Source organism: Agrobacterium sp. DKPNP3, assembly GCF_052686535.1.
In genome coordinates, this window is sequence record NZ_JBQYSN010000009.1 from 48,868 (window position 1) to 72,634 (window position 23,767).

Genomic DNA, 23,767 nt, shown 5'->3' on the forward strand with positions numbered 1-23,767 from the left:
TCCTTTCAAGTCACGATTTGACGGCACCGGCCGTCAGGCCCGCGATGATGTGTTTCTGTGCGAGGAAGAAGACGATGACGGTCGGCAGGATCGTCAGCGTGATGAAAGCGAGCACCAGCTGCCATTCCGTGCCGAACTCACCGCGATAGACCATGATGCCGAGCGGCCAGGGATATTTCGATTCCGAATTCAACATGATCAGCGGCAGGATGTAGCTGTTCCAGCTGCCGACGAAAGAGACAATGCCAACGGTCGCCACGATCGGCCGCGAAAGCGGCACGGAAATGTGCCAGAAAAACCGCAGATAGCCGCAACCATCCACAAAGGCCGCCTGAAACAACTCGTCCGGCAGGTTACGGAAATAGTTGCGGAACAACAGAATGCTCATGCCGAGGCCAAAGGCCACCTGGGGCAGCACCACGCCCCAATAGGTATCGAGCAGGCCAAGGTCGCGAATACGAATGAAGAGCGGCAGAATGGCGGTCGCCGCCGGGAACATCAGCCCCAGCAAGAAATAGTTGAGTAGGAAGGACGAGCCGAAAAACTTCACATGCGCGAAAGTGAAGGCCGCCATGGCCGAGACGGTCAGCGTCAGGAACACCGTCAGCAGCGCGATGACGAGCGAATTGAAGATTTGCAGCCAGTAACGTTTACCGAAGAGAATATCGCCGTAATTGGCCCATTGCCACTCGGCCGGAATGCCGAACGGATTGACGCGCAGGTCTCCCAGCGTCTTGAAGCCGCCAAGCGCCGTCGTCAGAAGCGGGATGAGGACGATGGCTGCAATCAGGCTCAGCGAGATATAGAGATAAAGCTTGGTTTGCAGCGGCATGCGGACGGAAGTGGATGTGTCAGTCATGGCGCATGAAAATCCTTTTATAACCGAAGGCGAGCGTCACGCAGATGACGAAGAGAACGACGCCGACAGCACTGCCAAGCCCAACCTGCATGCGCATGACGCCGTAGGTGTAGAGGAAGGTGACCATGGTCTGTGTCGAGTTGGACGGACCACCGCCCGTCAGCGGCATGATCATGTCGAACAGTTGCAGCGAGCCGATGACCGCAAAGAAGACGGAAAGGCGCACCGTGGAGCCGAGCATCGGCAGCGTGACGTAACGGAATTTCTGCCAGCCGGACGCGCCGTCGATTTCGGCCGCTTCCAGCACGTTCTTGTCGACCGATTGAAGGCCGGCGATGAACAGCATCATGTGGAAACCGAAATATTTCCAGACGATGACGCCGAGCACGGCGTAAATCGCCACATCCTTGTCTGCCAGCACGTAGGGATTGGCAAACCCGAAGAAATTGGAGATGGCGGCAAAGAGACCATAATCGCCATCATAAACGAAACGCCAGATCAGGCCCGCAGCAACATCCGCCAGAACATAGGGCAGGAAGAAAACCAGCCGGAAGGCGACGACGCCGGGGATGCGATGCGCCAGCATCATGGCGAGCCAGATGGCCAGCGGGATCTGGATCAGGATCGAAATGAGGATGATGAGGGCGTTATTGATCAGGGCCTGCGAGAATGCGGCATTGCCGAAAAGGACCTGGAAATTCTTCAAGCCGACGAAATCGGTCGGTGTGCCGTAACCGTTCCAGCGATAAAGACTGTACCACGCCGCCTCGCCCATCGGCAGAATGACGAAGAGGGTAAAGAGCAGAAGTGCGGGCGGCAGGAAGACCAGAAGGGTCAATGCCCGGTCATGCGCGACCGAACTTTGCTTGCGCTTAGCCTTTGTCGCACCGCGCGCCGGTATGGACGCAGAAGTCATGGTAATATCCGTCATCTTTATCCGCTTTCATGGAGGCAGATAAGCGGCGCCGCATATTCAGCGGCGCCACCATGGAAATCGTCAGATCAGCGCAGTTCGAATGCGTCCTGAATCTGCTGGGCGCCTTCCTCTGCGGTCATCTGGCCGGAAACGATTTCGACCGAGATATCGTTGACGACACGACCGACGGCAGCGCCGAGCGTCTGGTCGAAGAAGTTCTGGTGCCAGGTGGAGGCGGCAAGCTGCTTGGCGCTATCCGCAAGCAGCGGGTTTTTCACCGCGCCGGCAGCGCCCGTCGCAACCGGCAGGATCATGCCGGCGGTCGCCATTTTCTCTTCGCTTTCCTTGCTGGTCAGGAAGGTGGCGAAATCGATTGCTTCCTTGGAGGCATTCTTGGTGAGCGCCCAGCCGTTCAACCCGCCCAGCGTATCGGTGGCCTTGCCGGCACCGCCTTCGACAACCGGGAAAGCGAAGCGACCGATATTTTCAGGGGCCAGCCCCTTGCCGTCGCCAGCATTCTTGCGCTGGTTCGCTTCGGTATTGTCAAAGCCGAGAATGATGGCTGCCTTGCCATCGCCAAAGACTCCAAGAGCCTGCGGCCAGGTCGCGCCGAGATAGCCGGGCTGGAACGGTTCGAGCTTGCCGAATTCGGCCAGTTGCTCACCGGCCTTGATGATCGTCGGGTCCATGAAGCCTTCGCCTTCACCCTTGCGGGCTGCGTCAAACACGGCCTGGCCGCCATTGCGCATCACGAGATAGCTCCAGTAGAAATGGATCGGCCATTTCTCACCACCGCCGCCGGCGATCGGCACGATGCCCGCATCCTTGATCTTCTTGACCGTGGCGTTGAAATCAGCCCAGGTCTTGATGTCTTCAGCCTTCACACCGGCCTTGGCGAACAGTTCCTTGTTATAAAAGAAGCTGACGAGGCTCACGCGGTAGGGTACGGCCCAGACCTTGCCATCAAAAGAAAGGCCATCAATTGCGGACCCGTTATAGGCCTGACGCAGCTTGCCGCCATCGGCATCGAAAACCTCGGTCAGGTCCTTCAATGCACCGGTCTTGGACTGCTCTTCGAGAACCCCGCCACCCCAGCTGTAGAAGAAGTCAGGCACGTCGTTGGATTGCAGCAGCGTCGGCAACTTTGCCTTGAAGGCCTCGTTTTCGAGGAACTGCAGCTGAACATCGACATCGGGGTGCTTGGCCTCATATTCCTTGGCAATCTCCTCCCAGACAGCCACGGATTTGGGATCCAATTCCACATGCATCCATTTTACGACCGTCGCGGCCGAGGCGCTTGCGGCGCCGAGCATGAGAGCAATGCTTGTCGTTGCGGCAAAGCCTGTCAGCCTGCCGCTCAGGCTTGCGCCTGCGTGCCAAATCGTCATGATGGTGATCCTCCCTGGGGATATCCTCATTTATTCCCCGATGCGGATTAATTCATATCAGGGTTCGCTCATTGTCAAGGCACGATGCCGATTTTTTGCGCTTAGCGCTTGACACACCCCTCCCCCGCGCCGTTATTTAATCCGTATTCCGATATAAATCGGGAGACGACATTGATCGCAGCAGGACCCCATGAAGACCGCAGACCCAGAATTGATGCGCGCGATCAACAGGCTGAGCGTGCTCGACAGTATCCGCCGGCACGGACCCATCTCCCGAGTAGAGATCAGCGAACGCACCCAGCTCTCCACCACGACGGTTTCCGCCATCACCGCCTCGCTGCTGGATGACGGCCTCATTCTGACCCGCCACCTCGGCGACATCAGGACGGAAGGTGGGCGCGGAAGACCGCGCGTGATGCTGGAGCTGAACCCGGATGCTGCCCGCGTCGTGGGGGCAAAGATTGCCGCCAACCGCATGGTGTTCGTTGTTACCGATTTCTGCGGAAATGTCCTTTCTACCCTCGCGTTGCCAATCCGTGTCGATCGCCAGCCGATCGGTGTCATCGCCGATCTTGTCGAGGATGGCGTTCGCCGTTGCGTTGTAGACGCGGGCTTCTCGCTTGAGGATGTGGACATGGTCTGTCTCGGCCTGCCCGGCGTCATCGAGCATCGCACGGGGAAAATCCGCAGCAGCCCTATTCTCCGGGAAGTGAACGTCAATTTCGCCGAGGAAATGACGGCAAGGCTGAATTCGCCGACCATTATCGAAAGCGATGCCCATGCCATCACGCTGGCGCACCACTGGTTCGGCCATGCGCGTGATCTCGAAGACATGGTGTTGATTTCACTGGAACAAACCCTCGGGCTCGGCGTGCTGCATCAAAATCAGCTATTCCGCGGCGCGGGCGGCCTTAGCCACAATCTCGGTGACCTCGTCATAGGCCTTGCCAATGAGGGCACGGTGCGGCTGGCAAGCCAGGCAGGCGAAAACGCCATTTTAGGCTCCCGCCCGGCCGACGGACGTTTCGCCGAGGCGATTCGGCTCGGCCGCGGCATGCAGCATGCCCATGCACTGATTGCGGCGGAAGACCACGATCTCATCACGGCCGCCTTGCGCGCCGGCGCCGCTCTCGGCCTGACTCTTGCCAATATCGTCACGCTGTTTGCGCCGCCACGGGTCATCATTACCGGCTCCAGCCTCGAACTTGGCGAACCTTTCATCGCCAGCATCCGCAACAGCTACAACGCCGCCGTGCCGCCATCTCTGGCCGGTGTGGCGGAGCTGGTTTTCGATGTTGCGAGCGACGAATTGTGGGCGCAGGGGGCTGCGGCCGTTGCGCTTTACGAACTTTACGAATCGCCATGGAACACAACCGGGCCAGCGCTCTAACCCGCAGGGTGAGCACGGGCGCAGGCATTTCTGATTTACGGGAGGATTATATGAACAAGGTCGGTATCGGCATCATCGGCTGCGGCAACATCTCCAGCGCCTATCTCAAGGCCATGGCGTCGTTTCCCATTCTCGACATTCGCGGTCTTGCGGATATGAACGAGGAGGCCGCAAGAGCGCGGGCGGACGAATTTGGCCTCCAGGCGAAAAGCATCGACGCACTTCTCTCCGATCCGTCAGTGGAAATCATCGTCAATCTGACGATCCCCAAGGCGCATGTCGAAGTCGGTCTGCGGGCGCTGGACGCCGGCAAACATGCTTATTCCGAAAAGCCGCTTGGCATCAATTTCGCGGAAGGCAAACGCCTCGCGGATGCGGCAAAGGCCAAGGGCCTGCGCATCGGCTCTGCCCCGGACACCTTCCTCGGCGGCGGCCACCAGACGGCGCGTCGCCTGATCGATGAGGGCGTTTTGGGTCAGCCGGTGGGCGGAACGGCAACCTTCATGTGCCCCGGCCATGAGCGCTGGCACCCCAACCCCGCCTTTTATTATGAGGTCGGCGGCGGTCCGATGCTCGATATGGGCCCGTATTACATCACCGATCTCGTCAATCTGTTCGGCCCGGTGGCCAAGGTGGCAGGTTTTGCCATAGCGCCGCGCAATGAGCGTCTCATCACCAGCGAGCCGAAGAACGGTGAGAAAATCCCCGTTCATGTCGCCACCCACGTCTCCGGCGTTCTCGCCTTCGAGAACGGTGCGGTGGTGCAGATGGGCATGAGCTTCGATGTGGCGGGCCACAAGCATGTACCGCTGGAACTCTACGGCACCGAGGGCACGCTCATCGTGCCTGACCCCAACCATTTCGGCGGCGAGGTGCAATTGCTGAAAAAGGGCGGCCAGTTCGAGACGCAGGCGCTATCATCTCCCTATGCCGACGGCAATTACCGGTCCATCGGTGTGGCGGACATGGCCCATGCGATCCGCGAAAACCGACCGCACCGCGCCAATGGCGATCTTGCCCTGCATGTGCTGGAAGTCATGGAAGCTTTCCAGACCGCATCGGACAGCGGCGCCACCGTTTCCATCACCACCAAGGCGGAGCGCCCTGCCCCGCTCGAAACATCGCTGGTCGACGGCCAGCTTGGCAAATAATCCTGAGGAGGAAATAAATGCGCGAAGCACTCATCGTCTGGGGCGGCTGGAGCGGCCACGAACCGCAGGAATGCGCGACCATCGTCAAGGACATCCTCGAAGAGGATGGCTTCAAGGTCTATGTGGAGCACTCAACGGAAGCTTTTGCAGATCCTTCGGTGCATGATCTCAGCCTTGTTGTGCCTATTGTCACCATGTCGAAGATCGAGAAAGAAGAGATCAAGAACCTGACGGCTGCCGTCGAAAACGGCGTCGGCATTGCCGGTTTCCATGGCGGTGCGGGTGACAGTTTCCGTGAATGCGTGGAATACCAGTTCATGATCGGCGGGCAATGGGTCGCCCATCCCGGCAATATCATCGATTACACCGTCAACATCACCCGCCCCGACGATCCGTTGATGGAGGGGATTTCCGATTTTCCTTACACGTCGGAGCAATATTACATGCATGTCGACCCCTCCAACGAGGTGCTGGCGACGACGACGTTCACCGGTGACCACGCCTGGTGGATCGACGGTGTCGTGATGCCAGTGGTCTGGAAACGCAAATACGGCAAGGGCCGGGTTTTCTATTCGGCACTCGGCCACCAGGCCAAGGAGTTCTCCGTCCCGCAAATGAAAACCATGTTCCGCCGCGGTGCCAACTGGGCGGCCCGCTGAGGCATAGGTGGAGAGGCGGCCGAACAAGGCCGCCTTTTCCTTTCATCGGCCGCGAATAATCTCTTCCGCCGCCATCGCCACGCTGAGAACATGTTCATCCATCCCGTGCAGGCCGGAAAGCAGCAACCCAACCGGCATGCCCGCCTCACCGGTTCCGCAGGGGATCGAGACACCGCAGAGGTCGAAGAAATTGCCGATCTGCGTGTTACGCAGCGTTTTTGCATTCATGGCGAAAAAGGCGTCGTCATCACCGAGAAGCGGTTCCACCTTGGCGGCGACATGCGGCAGCGTCGGAGAAACGAGCAGTTCGTGCCTGCCGATCATACCGGCAAAAGCCGCGGTCATGTGTTGGCGCGCCTCGATGATGGCGATGTAATCAGGCATGGACATATTGCCACCCAGCCGTGTTCGAGCAACCACCCGGGGATCCATGCGCGCGGCATCTGCGCTTTCCAGCCGTGTCTTATGCCAAGCAAAAGCTTCCGCCGTCACCAGCGCCCCCTTTTCCTTGATCAGGGCGAACAGCTCTGAAAAGACCGGGAATGACTGCCGCCGCACGGTAGCACCAGCGCGAACAAGACGGTCTACCGCCTCTTCGAAGGCCGCGGCGACCCCATCCTCGATACCATCGAAAAACACCGTTTCCGGCACCACCAGCGAAAGGCCGGCCAGAGGCGCGCGCTGGACATCAGCCGCGACCTTGCCGCGCATCGCGGCATCGACCCAGACGGCGTCCTGCACGGTGTGCGTCAGCGGGCCGAGCGAATCGAGGCTTTTCGCCAAGGGATAGACGCCCCGCATCGAATAACGGCCGCGACTCGCCTTGTAGCCGACAACGCCGTTGAAAGCAGCGGGGATACGGACCGATCCGCCGGTATCGGTGCCTATTGCCACAGGCACCAGGCCAGCGGCGACACTCACGCCCGCACCGGAAGAGGAACCGCCCGGCAGTCGGTGACCATCCCTCGAGGCTGGATTACGCGGGGTGCCATAATGCGGGTTAATACCGAGACCGGAAAAAGCAAACTCGCTCATATTGGTGCGGCCAATGCAGATCATGCCCGCCTGCTTCAGCGCGGCAACCACATCCGCGTCGCGGGTCGCAGGCGCATCATCTGCAAGAACCGTCGATCCCGCGGTCGTCGCCATGTTTTCAAGATCAAAAAGGTCCTTCCATGCCACTGGAATACCATCGAGCGCGCCGCAGGAACGACCCTCACGGATGCGCTTTGAGGCGGCTTCTGCTTCCGCCATGGCCCGCTCCGCCGTGACCGCGACGAAAATCGACTGATCTTCGTCATTGCGGATCGCACTCAGTGTATCCTCCGCCAACTCGCGCGGATCAAGCTGACCGCTCTGGATCAAAACCGAAAGCTGCGCGATGTTTTTTCTAGTGTGAGCCATGATGTTTTCCCTGACGCGGCATGTTGCGCACAAGATGCCGTTTATCGTCCGCGTGGCAAGTTCAATCGGCGCGATATCAAAGCTTCAAACCTCTGATCCGAAGGAAGCCGGACGCACCGGGAGCTTGGTCGACTTTGCGCTTCAACGCGTTAAAGAGGCACGATTTCTTCAACCTGCAGTGTGCATCACGCGATTTATATATAAGCGACGACTATAAAAAGACGGATTAATTCTTAATCGCCTCTAAACTTTGTTGAATTATTTAGCAGACATCGATGAAACGCATGCCCTATAAAATTCCAAATAACAATTATAACGCGACATCGCGGGGGACTATCGCGAATGGAAGAGACTGCCTATCGCGGGACGGATAGACAGGTTGAATCGGGCCGCACGCTTCGCTCACCGACACAGCCGGAAACAGGCCGGTTTTCGCGGCGGCGTTCGCTTGCCAGCAAGATTATCCTGATTTTTCTGGGCGGCGTGATCTTTTCCTACAGCATCGGCGCACTCGTCGGCTGGTACATGTTCGTGGCCGCCGCCAGCGAGCAATGGCTCAATCAAGCCCGCGTCAACTCACAGATCGCCAGCGCAACGCTTCGCAGCATCTATACCTATGTCAGCGTGACCGCCGACGCGGATGGACAGGTCAATGGCATTTTGACCGACAAACCGATCGGTGATGATGACTCCATTCTCGTTACCGGTTTCAACCCCAGCGATGTTCTGGCGCTTATCGGAGCACAAACCAAAAATGCCGTCTGGCTGTTCCGTTACGACGAAGACGATTCCGGTTTCAGGCAGATCGTAGCAGCCTTTGATAACGCCACCGATGACGACGAAAAGCCGCTTGCGACCGACCCGATCTTTTCCCGTGACGCGGTTGCGGCACGATTTTCTACCGGCTTTGCGACCATTGGCGACTCGAGTCATTATATCGGCCTGCTGCCAATCATCAGCACGGAAACGAAAAAGCCGATCGGCGCCGTCGCCGTCAGCATTGGTGCTTCAGATGCGCTTTACGGCGCGCAGCGCAAGTTGATCTACAACTCTCTTGCCGCGCTCATCGTGGTGCTGACCGTCACCGGCATCGTTGTGACCGTTATCGCACGGCATTTCCTGAAGCCGGTCCCGGCGCTGGTCCAGGCGACGCTGAGAATTGCCCGTGAGGAAACTGATGTCGTTACGCCTTTTCAGAGACGGCGGGATGAGATCGGCGATATGGCACGCGCCGTCGAGACCCTGCGTGAGGCGGTTCTGGAACGCGGACGCCTGCGGCAGATACGTGACATGGCGCAGCAATTGGAGCACATGGCTCATCACGATGCGCTGACCGGCCTGCCAAATCGCGTGCTATTGATGAAGACGCTGGAAAACCGTCTTGACCATCTTTCGGCCTCCGGCCAGCCGTTCAACGTCATGCTGCTCGACCTCGACCGCTTCAAGGCCGTCAACGACACGCTTGGACACGCCGCCGGCGATGCCCTGCTCGTCGCGGTCGCGTCACGAATTTCCGCCGTCCTTGGTGAAAATGACTTGGTAAGCCGTCTCGGCGGCGATGAATTTGCGATCATCCAGACACCGAAAGGCGACTGCGAAAGTGATGCCGCAATGCTCGCGGCCCGGGTGGTTCACGCGGTCTCGCGTAGTTTCAGCCTTGAAGACAGCACGATCAGCATCGATACCAGCATCGGCATTGCCTGCGCCCCCGGTCACGGCACATCCGCCACGCAGCTTCTGCAACATGCCGATCTCGGTCTGTATCGCGCGAAGTCAATGGGTTGCGGCTATTTCGTCTTCTATGAGCCGGGCATGGACATGGCAGCGCAGCACAAGCATGCGCTTGAAATCGACATGAAGTCCGCGCTGGAAAACAGGGAATTCGAGCTGCACTATCAACCCGTGGTCAATCTTGAGAGTGGCCGCATCGTCGCCTACGAGGCATTGGCCCGTTGGCACCACGGCAAGCTCGGACTTATTGCGCCCGACCGTTTCATAGCGCTTGCGGAGGAGAACAACTTCATCAAACCGCTGGGCGAGTGGGTTCTCGCTCAGGCCTGCATGGATGCAATGAGCTGGCCGAAAGATGTCAGGCTTGCCGTCAACCTATCGGCCGTTCAGCTCTATAACGACGATATCGTCCCTATCGTCGATCAGGCACTCGAGGCGTCCGGCTTGCCGGCTGGGCGGCTTGAACTCGAAGTCACTGAAACCGCCATGCTGGAGCGCGACAGCAGCACGCGCGTGCTGAACATGCTGAAAGAGAGAGGCGTTCGTCTGGTACTCGATGACTTTGGTACCGGTTATGCCGGGCTCAGCACATTGACCCATGTGGCCTTCGACAAGATCAAGATCGACAGGGAATTCGTCTCGGGTCTGCCCGACAATCCGATGTGCTCAGCCATCGTCAACACCGTCATCGATATGGCGGAGCAGATCGGTCTCAAAGTCACAGCCGAAGGCGTGGAAAACAGTGAGCAGATCGACGTCCTGAGGCGCGTCGGGTGCGACGAGGCGCAGGGCTACTATTTCGCCGAGCCCGCCCCGCTTGCCCACATTCTGAAAAACCGAGGCACTATCCCTCCAATCGTAAGAAGCGGACCGGATGTTTTTGGTCCGGCGGCGACGGATACCTTTTGCCCAACACAGAAAGCGATTTGAGAAACCGGCCACAGGCCAAAGGACATAAAATGCGTCTGCCAGTATTTTGCCTTTTACTCACATGCTTTATCCCCATCCCGCCCGTCCAGGCCGCCGACGACATCGATACCCTGCAGCGAATTGCCAAAACAGCAAAAATCCGCATCGGGTATCGTGAGGCGGAGCCGCCCTTTTCGTACCTGCTGCCCGACGGCGAGGTCACCGGTTTCTCGACTGATCTCTGTCGGATCATTAGCGAGGACATCAGAAAGAAGCTGAAGCTCGACAAGATCGAGCTGGAGTTCGTCAAGGCGACGCCGGCGACCCGATTTATCCTCGTTCGCAGTGGCCAGATCGATATCGAATGTGCGGCGACGACCAATAACAGCGAACGCCGCAAGATGGTCGATTTCTCCTACCCCAATTTCATGACCGCGACACAGTTTCTCTCCCGCAAGGAGGACAATCTGCAAAGCCTGGACGATCTTGCAGGACGGTCTGTCACATCAGCCTCCGGCACCGTCAATATCGAGCAGCTGAACGCGGTGAACCGGGCGAAGAACCTCAATATCTCGGTCATGCCGACAAAAACGAACGAGGAGGCTTTTGAACTGGTCGTCGCCGGAAAGGCCTCCGCATTTGTAATGGACGGCATATTGCTCGCGGCACTTGCAGCGACATCGCAGAAACCCGAGCTTTATGCGCTGTCGGAGGAAACGCTGAGCGCGCCTGAACCATACGGTCTCGTCTTCCGGCGCAACGATCCGGCCTTCAAGGCGGCAGTCAATGAAAGCCTCAGGCACATCTTCACCGGGCCGGATATTCACGGCCTCTACGAGAAATGGTTCGCGAAACCCATTCCTCCGAACGGCATGAACCTGAACCTGCCGATGGCCGCGTCGTTGAGGCGGGCCTATGAAGATCCAAGCGAATACCGGGATTAAGAGCCCGGAGTGGTTGGCCGCAATGATTTTAACAACAATATTTTGACGGATTATTTTAGCTGGAGATGAGCGATGCTGAGATCGACATTATGGCTTTTGTTATTTTTCTTCAGTCTTCTGCCCGCCCGCGCGGCCAGCGACAATACCCAGCCGCCGACGCTTGAGACGATCGCCAGAACCGGCACCATTAAGCTCGGTTATGCCGACCGCAACCTGCCCTTTTCCTATCTGGGAACGGGGACGGAGCCGATCGGCTACAGCATTGAGCTGTGCCTCAGAGTGGCTGACTCCATCAAAAGAAGGCTGGGTTTGCCGGAATTGAAGGTGGAGTTCGTCAAGCGCACCCCCAGCAATCGCATCACGCTTCTGAACGACGGCACGATGGACATGGAGTGTGTGGCGAGCACGAACACGGAGGAGAGGCGAAAGGCGGTATGGTTTTCCTACAGTCATTTCATTACCGGCACGCGCTACGTGGCGCTGAAATCGAGCGGTCTGAAAACGGTTGCTGACCTTGCCGGGCGAACGGTGGTGGTGACGACAGGAACCATCAATATCAGCCAGCTGAACGTGCTCAATCGTAAGCTCGGCCTCAACATCGCCGTCCTGCAAAATGACAGCACGGAAGGTAGTTTCGATATGGTGACGGAAAATCGCGCCTCGGCTTTCGTAATGGACGATATACTTTTGCGATCCTTCGTCGCTGAAACCGGCAGGCCTGATGATTACGTCATCTCCGACGAATATCTTGCCCCGCCTCAGCCCTATGGCCTGATGCTCCGCCACGGCGACACCGGCTTCAGGGATGCCGTCAACGAGGCGCTGGGACAAATCTATGCCAGCGGCGAAATCGAGACGATTTACGACAAGTGGTTCAACGCGCCGATCGCACCTGATGGGATCAACCTCAAGCGCCCATTGCCCGGGGACCTGAAGGAGTCGTTTAGAAGACCGGTTGATACGACGGCAGAATAAAAACGAAAGCCGCCCGAGAAAGGGCGGCTTTCATCGCAGAATCCTTGTCAGGCGGCACGCAGGTCGGCACCCAGCGGAATTTCGACATCGATCTCGAGAATCGAGAAATGCTCGTCGCGGTCCATCTTCACATGCACGCGGTCACCATCGATCTGCACGTGCTTGGCAATGACCGCGAGAATTTCTTCCCGCAGGATAGCCACAAGATCAGAGCCTGACGATGCGCGCTCGTGGGCGAGCAGCACTTGCAGACGCTCACGCGCGAGCGGCGCCGACTTTTGTTTGCGGAAAAGATTGAAGAGACTCATGCGGCCCTCCTTGCGAAGATCTTGGAGAAGATGCCACGCTTCTCGCCCGGAATGACCACCGGAATATCCTCACCAGAGAGGCGGCGGGCAGCGTCAAAATAGGCCATCGCCGGCGCACACCGGGCATCCGCAAGCGTCACAGGCGCGCCGACGTTGGAAGCACGCAGGACATCCGAGCTCTCGGGAATGATGCCGATCAACGGGATCGACAGGATTTCGAGAACGTCGTCAACCTTCAGCATATCGCCCCGCTCCGCACGGGCCGAGTCATAACGGGTGATGAGAAGGTGCTTTTCCATGCGCTCGCCGCGTTCGGCCTTGAGCGTCTTGGAATCGAGCAGGCCAATGATACGGTCGCTGTCACGCACGGAGGAGACTTCCGGATTTGTGACAACGACAGCGACGTCCGCATGGCGCATGGCAAGCGTTGCACCGCGCTCGATGCCAGCAGGACTGTCGCAGATCACCCAGTCAAAATGCTTCTTCAGCTCGTTGATGACCCATTCCACACCTTCCGGCGTCAAGTTATCCTTGTCGCGCGTCTGCGAGGCGGGCAGGAGGAACAGCGTCTCGAGGCGCTTGTCGCGGATCAGCGCCTGCGTCAGCTTGGCATCGCCCTGGATCACGTTGACGAGATCGTAGACCACGCGGCGTTCGGCACCCATGACAAGATCGAGGTTACGCAGACCGACGTCAAAATCGACGACCACGACCTTCTCTTTGTTTTGCGCCAATGCGGCGCCAAGCGCTGCGGTCGAGGTGGTCTTACCAACCCCGCCCTTGCCGGAAGTAACAACGACTACCTTCCCCATATGGCTCTCTCCTGTTCCTGTTCGTTTCTGTGTTATCAGCCGAGTTTCGCGGCCTTGATCGTATCGTTTTCCAGCCAGAGCTGAACCGGCTGGCCCCGCAGCTTGTCGTCAATGTCCTCGGCCACCTTGTAGACCCCATCGATGGCCAGGAGCTCCGCTTCGAGCTTGCGGCAGAAGATGCGCGCCGAGGTGTTGCCAAGTGAACCGGCCATGGCGCGGCCGCGCAGCGCCCCGTAAATATGCACCGAACCGCCGGCGATGATTTCCGCCCCCGAAGCGACCGAACCGATGACAGTGACGTCGCCCTCAGGAAACATGATCGACTGGCCGGAGCGAACTGGCTCGTTGATGACCAGCGACTGGACGACAGCCCTGACCTCGCCGGACGTGTGCGGCTTTTCTTCCGGCAGTTCGGCAGCGGCCGCGACCGGCTCAACCTCTACATCGGAGGCAGGCTTCCCGCCCTTCAGCGATGGCGGCATGCCGGGCTCGATCATCGACGGGCGAACGCCCTCGATACCCATGATGCCGACATTGCGCTCGCGCAGTGACGCCAGCAGCTCTTTCAGCCCCGCCTTGTCGAGCGCCAGCTCCGACACATCCAGGACCACCGGCCGCGACAGGAAGAAGCCAGCCGAGCGCGCCGCCAGATCATCGAGCCTTTCAAGCCACTGATCGACCGGAGATTCGGGAGAAAGGACGACCGCGAGAAAAGAGCGGCCTTTGATACGGATCGAACGCTGGTCTGTTAGCACTTTGGTCATCTTGGTAAACAAATCGTTGACAATTAGGTACCTCGAATATGGTTAACAAAAGGTTAACGCGGACCCTAAATGGGCGGTAGCGTTAAGAAAATTCCGCCGGGAATTCCTTCGCAGGGAACTTTCGAATTCCTGGTCATCCCTTTGATTACACACCATTCTGATACCCACGAACGCCTATGATGCCCTTTCATCCTTGCAGGAGGCTGACGTAGCGTCATGTTGGGCGTGTTTTGAACCGGGGGTGCGCCCGCAGCGCGCACCAATAGAATCATGGCTGTCCGATTCCGGTACAACACCGCCTACCGTCCCTTGATCCATTCATCGACGTCCTCACCGAAAACCGATTCCGTTCCGTCTCCGGATAAGATAGACACGGACCGCCCCGACAGTTTAACGGAAGAATAAGATGCACTGCAAAGTCCCGCTCCAGAACGAGATATTTTCGCAAGAGTTCGGGGCCTTCCTGTTCGACATGGATGGAACGCTCGTCAATTCGATAGCCGTCGTCGAGAGAGTCTGGCGGGAATGGGCCATCGTAAATGGCATCGAGCCGAATGCTTTCCTGCAGCGTATTCACGGCATGCGCGCCTCGGAGGTGATCCGCCGCGAGGCAGTTCCCGGCCTTGATGTCGATGCTGAGGCGGACATGATATTGCGTGCGGAAATGGACGATGTGAATGGCATCATCCAGATACCGGGTGCTGCAGAATTTCTTGCGACTTTACCGGCAGATAAATGGGCCATCGTGACCTCGGCTGTGCGGGAATTGGCCGAGCGACGGCTTGCTGCGGCCGGCATCACTCCTCCGGCCGTCATGATCTGCGCCGACGACGTGGTCAACGGCAAACCCGATCCGGAAGGATACCGAAAGGCCGCCGACAGGCTGGGTGTTACCCCGGAAATGTGCGTTGTTTTCGAGGATGCGCCCGCAGGCATTGAGGCTGGTGAGCGGATGGGTGCTGCGGTCGTGGTGATTAACGTCACTCACTCTCATCCGATAGAAACCCCTCATCTTTCCATTGCCGGATATGGCGAGGTAACTGTGGTCATCGGTGAGAACGGTAAGCTGAAGCTGACGGGTAGCAGAGACTAATATGGCATTTCTGGATAACAGCAGACTTTTAAATAGCGGCTAATTGACAGCCCGGCATAAATGCGTCCTAATAAAATTGGTAAGACCATCTTACCGCTTGCGCGAACGGGGGGAGACCTTCGCGCTGGGAGGACATCATGTTCGTGGCTCTGGAGCCGCGCCGCCTTTATCGGCTGGTCGCGGAACAAATTCGTTTGCTCATCGAAAGCGGAGAACTGACAGAAGGTCAGCGCCTGCCGGCAGAACGCGACCTTGCGGAACGCTTTGGCGTATCACGCCCCACGGTGCGGGAAGCGCTTATCGTTCTTGAAGTGGAAGGCCACATCCATATCCGCATGGGGTCGGGCGTTTACGTTAGCTCTGCCGGAAGACAGGCCCGGGAAAAAGCGCCGGTGCCCGATGCGCATGGTCCGTTCGAAATCCTGCAGGCGCGCTGCATCATCGAGAGCGCGATTGCGGAGGAAGCCGCACGGCTTGCTACGCCGGACTGTATCGCCAAAATTGACGATATTATTGAACGCATGGCCGGTGCGCTTGATAATTCTCCGCAGGCGCTTAATCTCGACCGGGCCTTCCATACTGCCATCGCCGATATCATCGGCAATTCCGCGCTCAATCGCTTCACCGGCCTGATTTACGACGAGCGCAGCCTTTCCCCTTTTTTCGAAAAGCTTGCCAGCTATTTCGAAGGTCCGCACACCTGGAACCTCGCCGTGCAGGAACACCGGGTGATCCGCGACGCCATTGCAGCAAACGACCCTGCGCGCGCCCGCGAGGCGATGCGGCAGCACCTGACACTGTCGCAGAAGAGATTTTCCGAGAGCTTCGGGGAGGAAGCAATCGGGGAAGACTGACCGTTGCCACCACCGGCGACGGAGAAAACAGCACATCTGGCTTTAATTCGGGAGGAGTTAAGAATGAAAATCAGATTGTCGACTTTGATGGGCGCAACCGCCGCCATCCTGCTATCCGCGCTAACTGCGCAGGCACAGACCACGCTGAAATGGGCCCATGTTTACGAGACCTCCGAACCGTTCCATACGGATTCGGTCTGGGCTGCGGAAGAGATCGCCAAGCGCAGCGATGGTCGCTACAAGATCGATGTCTTCCCGGCCTCGCAGCTTGGCAAGGAAGCCGATATCAACCAGGGCCTCAAAATCGGTACGGTTGACATCATCATCTCCGGTTCGAGCTTCGCGGCGCGTGACTACAAGCCGATCGGCGTGACCTACTTCCCTTATATCTTCCGCGATCCCAGCCATCTGATCGCCTAGACCAAGAGCGATATCTTCAAGCGCCTCGCCAAGGGTTACGAAGACAAGACCGGCAACCACATCACCGCCGTCAGCTATTACGGCACGCGCCACACGACATCCAACAAGCCGATTGCCGCCTGCGCCGACATGGCGGGCTTGAAAATGCGCGTTCCCGACGTTCCGGCCTATCTGGCCATGCCACGGGCCTGCGGCGCCAACACGACGCCGATTGCATTTGCGGAAGTCTATCTGGCACTGCAGAACGGCACCGTCGATGCGCAGGAAAACCCGTTGACCACCATCGAGGCTAAGAAGTTCTTCGAAGTGCAGAAGAACATCGTGCTGACAGGCCACATCGTTGACCACCTCAACACGGTGATCTCAAAGAACCTGTGGTCCAAGCTGTCAGACGAAGACAAGAAAATCTTCACCGAGGTCATGCAGCAGGCCGCCGAGCGGACCACCAAGACCATTGATGAACGCGAAAAAGGACTGGTTGAAGAGTTCAAGAAGCGCGGCCTGACCGTCGCTGAAGTCGACAAGGCCGACTTCGAGAAGAACGTCATCGAAAAAGTGAAGTTCGAAGACTTCGGTTACGACAAGGCCGACTGGGAAGCCATTCGCGCCGTCAAGTGAGCCAAGATCCGGTGCGGCCCGGTTGCCGCACCGCCCTTTCTCTCCAGACGGGATATCTCAATGTCGCAGGAAATCCATACTCAGGTCACGCCTGAGGAGCTCGCCCATTCATTCGTTGAGGCGCCGCCCGAGGTCGATCTCAAGGTCTATTCATTCGAGGACTGGGTCACGCTCGGCCTCTTCTGGCTGATGACAGGCTGCGTGTTCCTTCAGTTCTTCACCCGCTACGTGCTCAACGACAGCTACGCCTGGACGGAAGAAATCGCCGTCAACTGCCTGATCGGCGTCGTCTTCTTAGGTTCGGTCATGTGCGTGCGCATGTCCCGCCACATCCAGGTGGACGTGCTTTATCACTATGTGCCGCCGCAGGTCGCCCGTGCCATGTCGATCCTCGTCGACGTGCTGCGCATTCTCTTCTTCGCCTACACCTCATGGCTGATGTGGCGTTATCTGGAAATCGTTGCCGATGAGGAGATGGTCACCGTTGCGCTGCCGCGCAATATCGTTTTCTACACGGTATTGGCCGCTTTCGTTCTGATGTTCTTCCGATCGGTGCAGGTCTTCGTCGCCAATATGAGGCGCGGTTATTCCGTTCTGGAACGGCCCGAAGAATTCCAGAGCGCGGAGGATTGATCAGATGCTGCTTCTTATCGGTTCATTTCTTCTCCTGATGCTGATCGGCCTTCCCGTCGCCATTTCCATGGCTTCGGCCTCGCTGCTCTACATCATCATCTACGATGTCGCGCCTGATATCATCGCGGCGCAGCGCCTGATCGCGGGTGTGGAAAGCTTCCCGCTTCTCGCCGTGCCCTTCTTCATCCTTGCCGGTAACCTGATGAATACGGCAGGCGTGACAGGACGTATCTATTCCTTCGCCGTCGCCCTCGTCGGCTGGATGAAGGGCGGTCTCGCCCAGGTCAACATTATCGGCTCGGTTATCTTTTCCGGCATGTCAGGCACGGCACTTGCCGATGCGGCCGGCATCGGCACCATCGAAATCAAGGCCATGAAGGACCACGGTTATCCCGTCGAAGCCGCCGTCGGTGTCACCGCCGCCTCCGCAACGCTCGGCCCGATCTTTCCGCCGTCCCTGCCCTTCGTCATCTACGGCATGATGGCCAATGTCTCGATCGGCGCATTGTTCATGGCAGGCATCGTGCCCGGCGTCGTCATGACGCTTTTGATGATGATCACGGTCGCGGCGTTCGCCTATATTAAGGGCTGGGGCTCCGATACGCCGTTCAGTCTCAGAACCATCTTCGGCGCATCGATCGAAGTCTTCGTGGTGATGATGGTGCCGCTCGGCATCTATATCCTCACGGCGCTCGGCCTGTCGCTCAACCTGTCGATCCTGATCGCGCTGGTCATCCTGCTCGCCTGCGACTGGTATTTCGACTTCTCCGCCGTGATGGCGCTGATGACACCCGTGATCCTGATCGGCGGCATGACCATGGGCTGGTTCACGCCGACGGAGGCGGCTGTAGCGGCCGTTCTCTGGTCACTGTTCCTCGGCCTCGTCCGCTATCGGACGATGACCTTCAAGACGCTGGCGAAATCGACCTTCGACACCATCGAAACCACCGCTTCGGTGCTCTTCATCGTCGCGGCTGCCTCGGTTTTCGCATGGCTGCTGACGGTCAGCCAGGCAGCGCAGCTTCTGTCGGCGGCGATCCTGACGATCACCGACAGCAAGTGGATTTTCCTCGTGCTGGTCAATCTGCTGATGCTCTTCGTCGGCTGCTTCCTCGATACGATTGCGGCCATCACCATCCTCGTGCCGATCCTTTTGCCGCTTGTGCTGCAGTTCCATATCGATCCGGTGCATTTTGGCCTCATCATCACCCTCAACCTGATGATTGGTCTGCTGCATCCGCCGCTCGGCATGGTGCTGTTCGTGCTCTCGCGGGTGGCGAAACTCTCCGTCGAACGCACGACCGTCGCAATCCTGCCATGGCTGGTGCCTCTGTTCGTCGCACTGTTGCTGATCACCTTCATTCCGGCAATCACCCTATGGCTGCCGACCGAGATGGGCCTGATCCGCTGACGTCAACATTATTGCCCGCGCGATTTCCCGCGCGGGTTCATCATTCCATATCGAGACATGAGGGCATGGTCATGCATACACGCGTGGCACGTCTATACGGCGAGAAAGACATTCGCGTCGAAACAGAAGATCTTGCTGAGCCGGGCCCCGGCGAGGTGCTGCTCGCCATGGCGGCGGGCGGCATCTGCGGCTCCGATCTTCATTATTATCAGGATGGCGGCTTCGGCCCGGTCCGGGTGCGCGAGCCGATTATCTGCGGGCATGAGGCATCCGGCCATGTGCGGGCGCTGGGGGAAGGCGTCAGCGGGCTCGCCATCGGCCAACTCGTCGCCGTCAATCCCTCGCAGCCCTGCGGCCACTGCCAGTTCTGCCAGAAGGGCCAACCCATCCATTGCCTCGACATGCGCTTCATGGGCAGCGCCATGCGCCTGCCGCATGAGCAGGGCATGTTCCGCGACCGGCTGGTGGTTCCGGCAAAACAATGCGTGACATTCTCAGACGCGACTTCGCCTGCCGAGGCCGCCTGTACCGAGCCGCTCGCCGTCTGCCTGCACGCCGTGGCGCAGGCCGGCGACCTCAGAGGGGCCAAGGTGCTTGTGACCGGGGCGGGACCTATTGGCCTTCTCACCATCGCAGCTGCCCGCCACGCGGGAGCCGGCGTCATCGTCGCCACAGATCTTACCGATGCAGCCTTGCAACGCGCGCCGGCCATGGGTGCTGATCGTTCGATCAACGTTGCGACAGATGCCCATGCCCTTCTGCCGTATCAGGAGAGTAAAGGATACTTCGACGTCATCTTCGACTGCTCGGCGGCAGCTCCTGCGCTTCGCACCGCCTTTGCGTGCGTGCGTCCACGCGGCACTATCGTGCAGGTGGGCGTCACCGGCGACTTAACCATCCCGCTCAACGCATTGGTTGGCAAAGAAATTGTCTGGCGCGGCTCGCAGCGTTTCCACGACGAATTCACCATTGCCGCCGAGCTGATCTCAAGCCGCGGGATCGATGTGCGGCCGATCATTTCCCACAGCTTCCCGCTGGGCGAAGCAAAAGCGGCATTCGAGCAAGCCGGAGACCGCTCCACCGCCTGCAAGGTGCAGCTGACATTTTCCGCAGACTGATATTTGAGGACGAAAGATGAGACATACATGGCGCTGGTTCGGCCCGGTCGACAAGGTCACGGTTCAGGATGCGGCTCAGGCGGGCGCGGAAGGCATCGTCAGTGCGTTACACCACATCGCCACCGGCGATGTCTGGCCGGTGGATGAAATCACCAGGCGGCATGAGGCCATCAAGGCCGGCGGTCTTTATTGGGACGTGGTGGAAAGCGTGCCGGTTTCCGAGGACATCAAGACCCAGACCGGTGACTGGAAAACCCACATCGCCAACTGGCAGGAAACCCTGCGCCGACTCTCGGCCTCGGGCATCCGCACCGTCTGTTACAACTTCATGCCCGTGTTGGACTGGACCCGCACCGACCTGCGCTGGGAAACGAAACACGGCGCGAAGGCGATGCGCTTCGACCTCACCGATTTCGCTGCCTTTGATATACACATTCTCAAGCGCCCGGACGCAACACAGGATTATCCCGACTGGTTGCTGGACGCTGCCGCAAAGCGGTTCACCGAGATGCCCGACGCAAAAATCGTCGCGCTATCGCGCAATATCGGCGCTGGCCTGCCCGGCTCGGCGGATGGCTATACCCTGCCGGAACTCATCGAAAAACTGCGCTCCTATCACGGCATCAATCGCGAAAGGCTGCAGCAGAACCTGATCGACTTTCTTTCCGAGGTGACACCGGTTGCCGAAGCCGTCGGCATCAACATCTGCGCCCATGGCGATGATCCGCCGTGGCCTCTGCTCGGCCTGCCACGTATTCTCTCAACGGAGGCGGATTACGCCCATATGCTGTCGCAGGTCGACAGCCGCGCCAATGGCGTCACGCTTTGCACAGGCTCTCTCGGTGCGCGTGCGGATAACGACCTGCCCTTCATTGCCAACCGATTTGCCCATCGAATCCATTTCGTGCATCTGCGCAATGTGACGCGCGACACAGACACCGTGCCCTGTTCCTTCTTCGAAGACGAACATCTTGAAGGCGGGACGGATATGGTCGCCGTCATCGCCGCCCTCATCACCGAAGAAGCGCGTCGGCGGAAAGAGGGCCGTGAAGACCACACCATCCCGATGCGGCCCGACCATGGACAGGAAATTCTCGATGATCTGACGCGGGGCGCACAACCAGGCTATCCCGCCATAGGCCGGCTAAAGGGGCTGGCGGAATTGAGAGGCATTGAAAGGGCATTATCCCATGGCCGTTTCGGGCTTGGGAAAAACAACGCCGAATTGGGCGCACTATAATGCACGAGTAGCGTCAGCCTGCCGCCGAACGAGCCCGGAAAAACAGATAGGAGAACATTGCCGTTCCACCGGCGATGGCCCCGGCAGCTTTCACGGCGGCGTCGGTCAGATGCGGGTGGCGGGTTGGCGAGAGGTACTGCAAGGCTTCGATGCCGAAGGCGGCAACGATGCCTGCAGCGATCACCAGCAGCCAATGTCGGGGATAGGCAAGCACGAATGCCGCCGCGCAGACGGCAAATGCGCCGGCGCGATCAATACTCACCGTCGTCAGCGTATGGGGCCTCAGCCCGATTGGGCTGACAGTCGCAATCACGATCAGCAGAAGAAGCGACCAGGCGACATATTTGGGAAATCTGTTTGTCATCATGGCGTCACAATAGAGCGCCGACCGAGGAAACGGAAGCGCGTCTTTTTCACGCCCTGCCCAATTAATCACACTTTTTGGTCAGATAGTTCAAAAACCGGCTTTCGCTCAGGCCCCACACGGGCTAAGGCAGAAGGCAACCGGACGCGGATCGCGGCTGATGGCGTTCACGCTGTCGCCTTCCGGTGCGATGTCACGGTGTCGGTGGATTTTCCACACAGGATCAGATTTTCAGGGATGAGCACAATGAGTTTCAAGCCGCACGGCAAACATCTGGTTGCAGGAGAATGGGTCGCAACGGAAGCAAAATTCCGCAGCGAGCCTGCACATGGCGAGGCTTTCGATTTTTCGGTCGGCACGGTCGATCTGGTGAATGCGGCCTGTGAAGCAGCAGAAGATGCCTTCTGGAGCTACGGCTACACCACCCGCGAAGAGCGCGCCGCATTCCTCGACACCATCGCCGATGAAATCGAAGCCCGTGCCGACGCCATCACCGAAATCGGCTCGTCCGAAACCGGCCTGCCTGCCGCCCGTCTGCAAGGCGAGCGCGGCCGCACCGTTGGTCAGCTCCGCCTTTTCGCATCGCATATCCGCAAGGGCGACTATCTCGACCGCCGCCACGACGAAGCGCTACCGGATCGCCAGCCGCTGCCGCGTCCTGATATCCGCCTGATGCAGCGCCCGATCGGCCCCGTTGCCGTCTTCGGTGCATCGAACTTCCCGCTTGCCTTCTCGACGGCCGGCGGTGACACGGCCGCCGCACTCGCAGCCGGTTGCCCTGTCGTCGTCAAGGGCCACTCAGCCCATCCCGGCACCGGTGAAATCGTCGCTGAAGCGGTACTCGCCGCTGTCAAGAAGCACAATCTTCATCCCGGCGTCTTCTCGCTGATCCAGGGCGGCCGCCGCGATGTCGGCTCCGCGCTCGTCCAGCATCCGCGCATCAAGGCGGTCGGTTTCACCGGTTCGCTCGCCGGCGGCCGCGCGCTGTTCGACCTCTGCGCACAGCGCCCCGAGCCGATCCCCTTCTTCGGCGAACTGGGTTCCGTTAACCCGATGTTCCTGCTGCCGGAAGCGGTTGCCGCTCGTGGCGAAGCCATTGCCAAGGGCTGGGCCGGTTCGCTCACCATGGGTGCTGGCCAGTTCTGCACCAACCCCGGCATCGCCGTCATCCTCTCCGAGCAGGCGGATGCCGTTGCTGAAACTGCCCGCGCGGCACTTTCCGAAGTCGGCCCTCAGGTCATGCTGACAGACGGCATCGCCGCTGCCTATCGCGACGGCCGTGATCGCATCGCTGCCGGCAACGGCGTGCGCGACGTTCTGACCACCACCTGCAACCTGCGCAATGCGACGCCTTACCTGTTCCGCGTTTCCGGCAAGGATTGGGTTGCCAACCATGCGCTTTCAGAAGAAGTTTTCGGACCGCTCGGCCTGATCGTGACTGTTGATAGCACCGAAGAAATGCTGGAAGTTGCCAAGAGCTTCGAAGGCCAGCTGACGGCAACCATGCATCTCGATGCCGGCGACGCCGAACTCGGCCGCAAGCTGCTGCCAATCCTGGAGCGCAAGGCAGGCCGCGTTCTCGCCAACGGTTTCCCGACCGGCGTCGAAGTTTCCGAAGCCATGGTTCACGGCGGCCCTTACCCGGCCTCGACGAACTTCGGCGCAACTTCGGTCGGCACCATGTCGATCCGCCGCTTCATGCGCCCGGTTTCCTATCAGAACATTCCTTCGGACGTTCTGCCGGAAGACATTCGCTAATAAAAAAGGGGAGGCGCTCACACGCCTCCCCCGTTCTTCGTCTGCCCC

21 protein-coding genes and 1 pseudogene are annotated in these 23,767 nt (G+C 59.0%); 14 read left to right on the forward strand and 8 right to left on the reverse strand.

Annotated elements, in window-relative coordinates; translation table 11 throughout:
- Positions 1 to 10: 10 nt before the first annotated feature.
- The 3 genes from ACUTJJ_RS04310 to ACUTJJ_RS04320 all read right to left on the reverse strand — a co-directional run bounded on the left by ACUTJJ_RS04310 (position 11) and on the right by ACUTJJ_RS04320 (position 3,163).
- Entirely contained in the window at positions 11 to 859 is an 849-nt protein-coding gene (locus ACUTJJ_RS04310; protein ID WP_004438848.1) for a carbohydrate ABC transporter permease, read from the reverse strand.
- Complete coding sequence (locus ACUTJJ_RS04315) at positions 852 to 1,790, reverse strand: carbohydrate ABC transporter permease (protein WP_445541415.1); 939 nt, start codon at positions 1,788 to 1,790, stop codon at positions 852 to 854. Before ACUTJJ_RS04315 ends, ACUTJJ_RS04310 begins: the two co-directional genes overlap by 8 nt.
- Positions 1,791 to 1,861: 71 nt before the next feature.
- The gene (locus ACUTJJ_RS04320; RefSeq protein ID WP_445541416.1) at positions 1,862 to 3,163 is read right to left on the reverse strand and encodes an extracellular solute-binding protein; all 1,302 of its coding nucleotides are present in this window, start codon (positions 3,161 to 3,163) and stop codon (positions 1,862 to 1,864) included.
- 190 nt (positions 3,164 to 3,353) lie between these two features.
- Here ACUTJJ_RS04320 and ACUTJJ_RS04325 point away from each other — a divergent pair, with 190 nt between their 5' ends.
- Genes ACUTJJ_RS04325 through ACUTJJ_RS04335 form a run of 3 tightly spaced genes read left to right on the forward strand, consistent with a single transcriptional unit; the run spans position 3,354 to position 6,363 of the window.
- Entirely contained in the window at positions 3,354 to 4,553 is a 1,200-nt protein-coding gene (locus ACUTJJ_RS04325; protein ID WP_209090031.1) for an ROK family transcriptional regulator, read from the forward strand.
- Between the two features lie 50 nt (positions 4,554 to 4,603).
- Positions 4,604 to 5,704 carry a Gfo/Idh/MocA family protein gene (locus ACUTJJ_RS04330; protein WP_445541417.1) on the forward strand — a complete coding sequence of 367 codons (1,101 nt, stop codon included), beginning with the start codon at positions 4,604 to 4,606 and terminating at the stop codon, positions 5,702 to 5,704.
- Between the two features lie 17 nt (positions 5,705 to 5,721).
- Positions 5,722 to 6,363 (forward strand): ThuA domain-containing protein, encoded by a 642-nt coding sequence (locus ACUTJJ_RS04335; protein WP_004438834.1) that lies wholly within the window; start codon positions 5,722 to 5,724, stop codon positions 6,361 to 6,363.
- 42 nt (positions 6,364 to 6,405) lie between these two features.
- Here ACUTJJ_RS04335 and ACUTJJ_RS04340 read toward each other — a convergent pair whose 3' ends face one another.
- Positions 6,406 to 7,767, reverse strand: a complete 1,362-nt coding sequence (locus ACUTJJ_RS04340; protein ID WP_445541418.1) for an amidase — start codon at positions 7,765 to 7,767, stop codon at positions 6,406 to 6,408.
- Positions 7,768 to 8,109: 342 nt separating this feature from the next.
- Between ACUTJJ_RS04340 and ACUTJJ_RS04345 the strand changes: the two genes are divergently transcribed.
- From ACUTJJ_RS04345 to ACUTJJ_RS04355, 3 genes are all read left to right on the forward strand, one after another.
- Positions 8,110 to 10,428 (forward strand): EAL domain-containing protein, encoded by a 2,319-nt coding sequence (locus ACUTJJ_RS04345; RefSeq protein ID WP_445541419.1) that lies wholly within the window; start codon positions 8,110 to 8,112, stop codon positions 10,426 to 10,428.
- Between the two features lie 29 nt (positions 10,429 to 10,457).
- On the forward strand, positions 10,458 to 11,351 hold the full coding sequence (locus tag ACUTJJ_RS04350; protein ID WP_209090035.1) for an amino acid ABC transporter substrate-binding protein: 894 nt from the start codon (positions 10,458 to 10,460) through the stop codon (positions 11,349 to 11,351).
- 72 nt (positions 11,352 to 11,423) lie between these two features.
- A complete protein-coding gene (locus ACUTJJ_RS04355; RefSeq protein WP_209090036.1) occupies positions 11,424 to 12,326 on the forward strand; it encodes an amino acid ABC transporter substrate-binding protein in 903 nt (300 codons plus the stop codon).
- A 47-nt stretch (positions 12,327 to 12,373) separates the two neighbouring features.
- Here ACUTJJ_RS04355 and minE read toward each other — a convergent pair whose 3' ends face one another.
- From minE to minC, 3 genes are read right to left on the reverse strand one after another with little or no spacing between them, the layout of a single operon-like run.
- Positions 12,374 to 12,634, reverse strand: a complete 261-nt coding sequence (gene minE, locus ACUTJJ_RS04360; RefSeq protein ID WP_063949988.1) for a cell division topological specificity factor MinE — start codon at positions 12,632 to 12,634, stop codon at positions 12,374 to 12,376.
- Complete coding sequence (gene minD, locus ACUTJJ_RS04365; RefSeq protein WP_004438810.1) at positions 12,631 to 13,446, reverse strand: septum site-determining protein MinD; 816 nt, start codon at positions 13,444 to 13,446, stop codon at positions 12,631 to 12,633. Before minD ends, minE begins: the two co-directional genes overlap by 4 nt.
- Before the next feature lie 35 nt (positions 13,447 to 13,481).
- Entirely contained in the window at positions 13,482 to 14,210 is a 729-nt protein-coding gene (gene minC / locus ACUTJJ_RS04370) for a septum site-determining protein MinC (RefSeq protein WP_063949989.1), read from the reverse strand.
- A gap of 406 nt (positions 14,211 to 14,616) precedes the next feature.
- On the opposite strand from minC, the gene ACUTJJ_RS04375 reads away from it, so the two are divergent.
- The 7 genes and pseudogenes from ACUTJJ_RS04375 to uxuA all read left to right on the forward strand — a co-directional run bounded on the left by ACUTJJ_RS04375 (position 14,617) and on the right by uxuA (position 21,597).
- Complete coding sequence (locus ACUTJJ_RS04375; RefSeq protein WP_445541420.1) at positions 14,617 to 15,303, forward strand: HAD family hydrolase; 687 nt, start codon at positions 14,617 to 14,619, stop codon at positions 15,301 to 15,303.
- A 137-nt stretch (positions 15,304 to 15,440) separates the two neighbouring features.
- Positions 15,441 to 16,157 carry a FadR/GntR family transcriptional regulator gene (locus ACUTJJ_RS04380; protein ID WP_144577805.1) on the forward strand — a complete coding sequence of 239 codons (717 nt, stop codon included), beginning with the start codon at positions 15,441 to 15,443 and terminating at the stop codon, positions 16,155 to 16,157.
- A 63-nt stretch (positions 16,158 to 16,220) separates the two neighbouring features.
- Positions 16,221 to 17,195 (forward strand): annotated as a pseudogene (locus ACUTJJ_RS04385) (sialic acid TRAP transporter substrate-binding protein SiaP).
- A 60-nt stretch (positions 17,196 to 17,255) separates the two neighbouring features.
- Positions 17,256 to 17,828, forward strand: a complete 573-nt coding sequence (locus tag ACUTJJ_RS04390; RefSeq protein WP_445541421.1) for a TRAP transporter small permease — start codon at positions 17,256 to 17,258, stop codon at positions 17,826 to 17,828.
- Positions 17,829 to 17,832: 4 nt separating this feature from the next.
- A complete protein-coding gene (locus tag ACUTJJ_RS04395; RefSeq protein WP_445541422.1) occupies positions 17,833 to 19,239 on the forward strand; it encodes a TRAP transporter large permease in 1,407 nt (468 codons plus the stop codon).
- 71 nt (positions 19,240 to 19,310) lie between these two features.
- Positions 19,311 to 20,357: an L-idonate 5-dehydrogenase gene (locus tag ACUTJJ_RS04400; RefSeq protein ID WP_445541423.1), complete on the forward strand. Its 1,047-nt coding sequence runs from the start codon at positions 19,311 to 19,313 to the stop codon at positions 20,355 to 20,357.
- Positions 20,358 to 20,373: 16 nt separating this feature from the next.
- Complete coding sequence (gene uxuA / locus ACUTJJ_RS04405; protein ID WP_445541424.1) at positions 20,374 to 21,597, forward strand: mannonate dehydratase; 1,224 nt, start codon at positions 20,374 to 20,376, stop codon at positions 21,595 to 21,597.
- Positions 21,598 to 21,610: 13 nt separating this feature from the next.
- On the opposite strand, the gene ACUTJJ_RS04410 is transcribed toward uxuA, so the two are convergent.
- On the reverse strand, positions 21,611 to 21,964 hold the full coding sequence (locus ACUTJJ_RS04410; RefSeq protein ID WP_063949996.1) for a hypothetical protein: 354 nt from the start codon (positions 21,962 to 21,964) through the stop codon (positions 21,611 to 21,613).
- A 243-nt stretch (positions 21,965 to 22,207) separates the two neighbouring features.
- On the opposite strand from ACUTJJ_RS04410, the gene ACUTJJ_RS04415 reads away from it, so the two are divergent.
- Positions 22,208 to 23,719 carry an aldehyde dehydrogenase (NADP(+)) gene (locus ACUTJJ_RS04415; RefSeq protein ID WP_063949997.1) on the forward strand — a complete coding sequence of 504 codons (1,512 nt, stop codon included), beginning with the start codon at positions 22,208 to 22,210 and terminating at the stop codon, positions 23,717 to 23,719.
- The last annotated feature ends 48 nt before the right edge of the window (positions 23,720 to 23,767 follow it).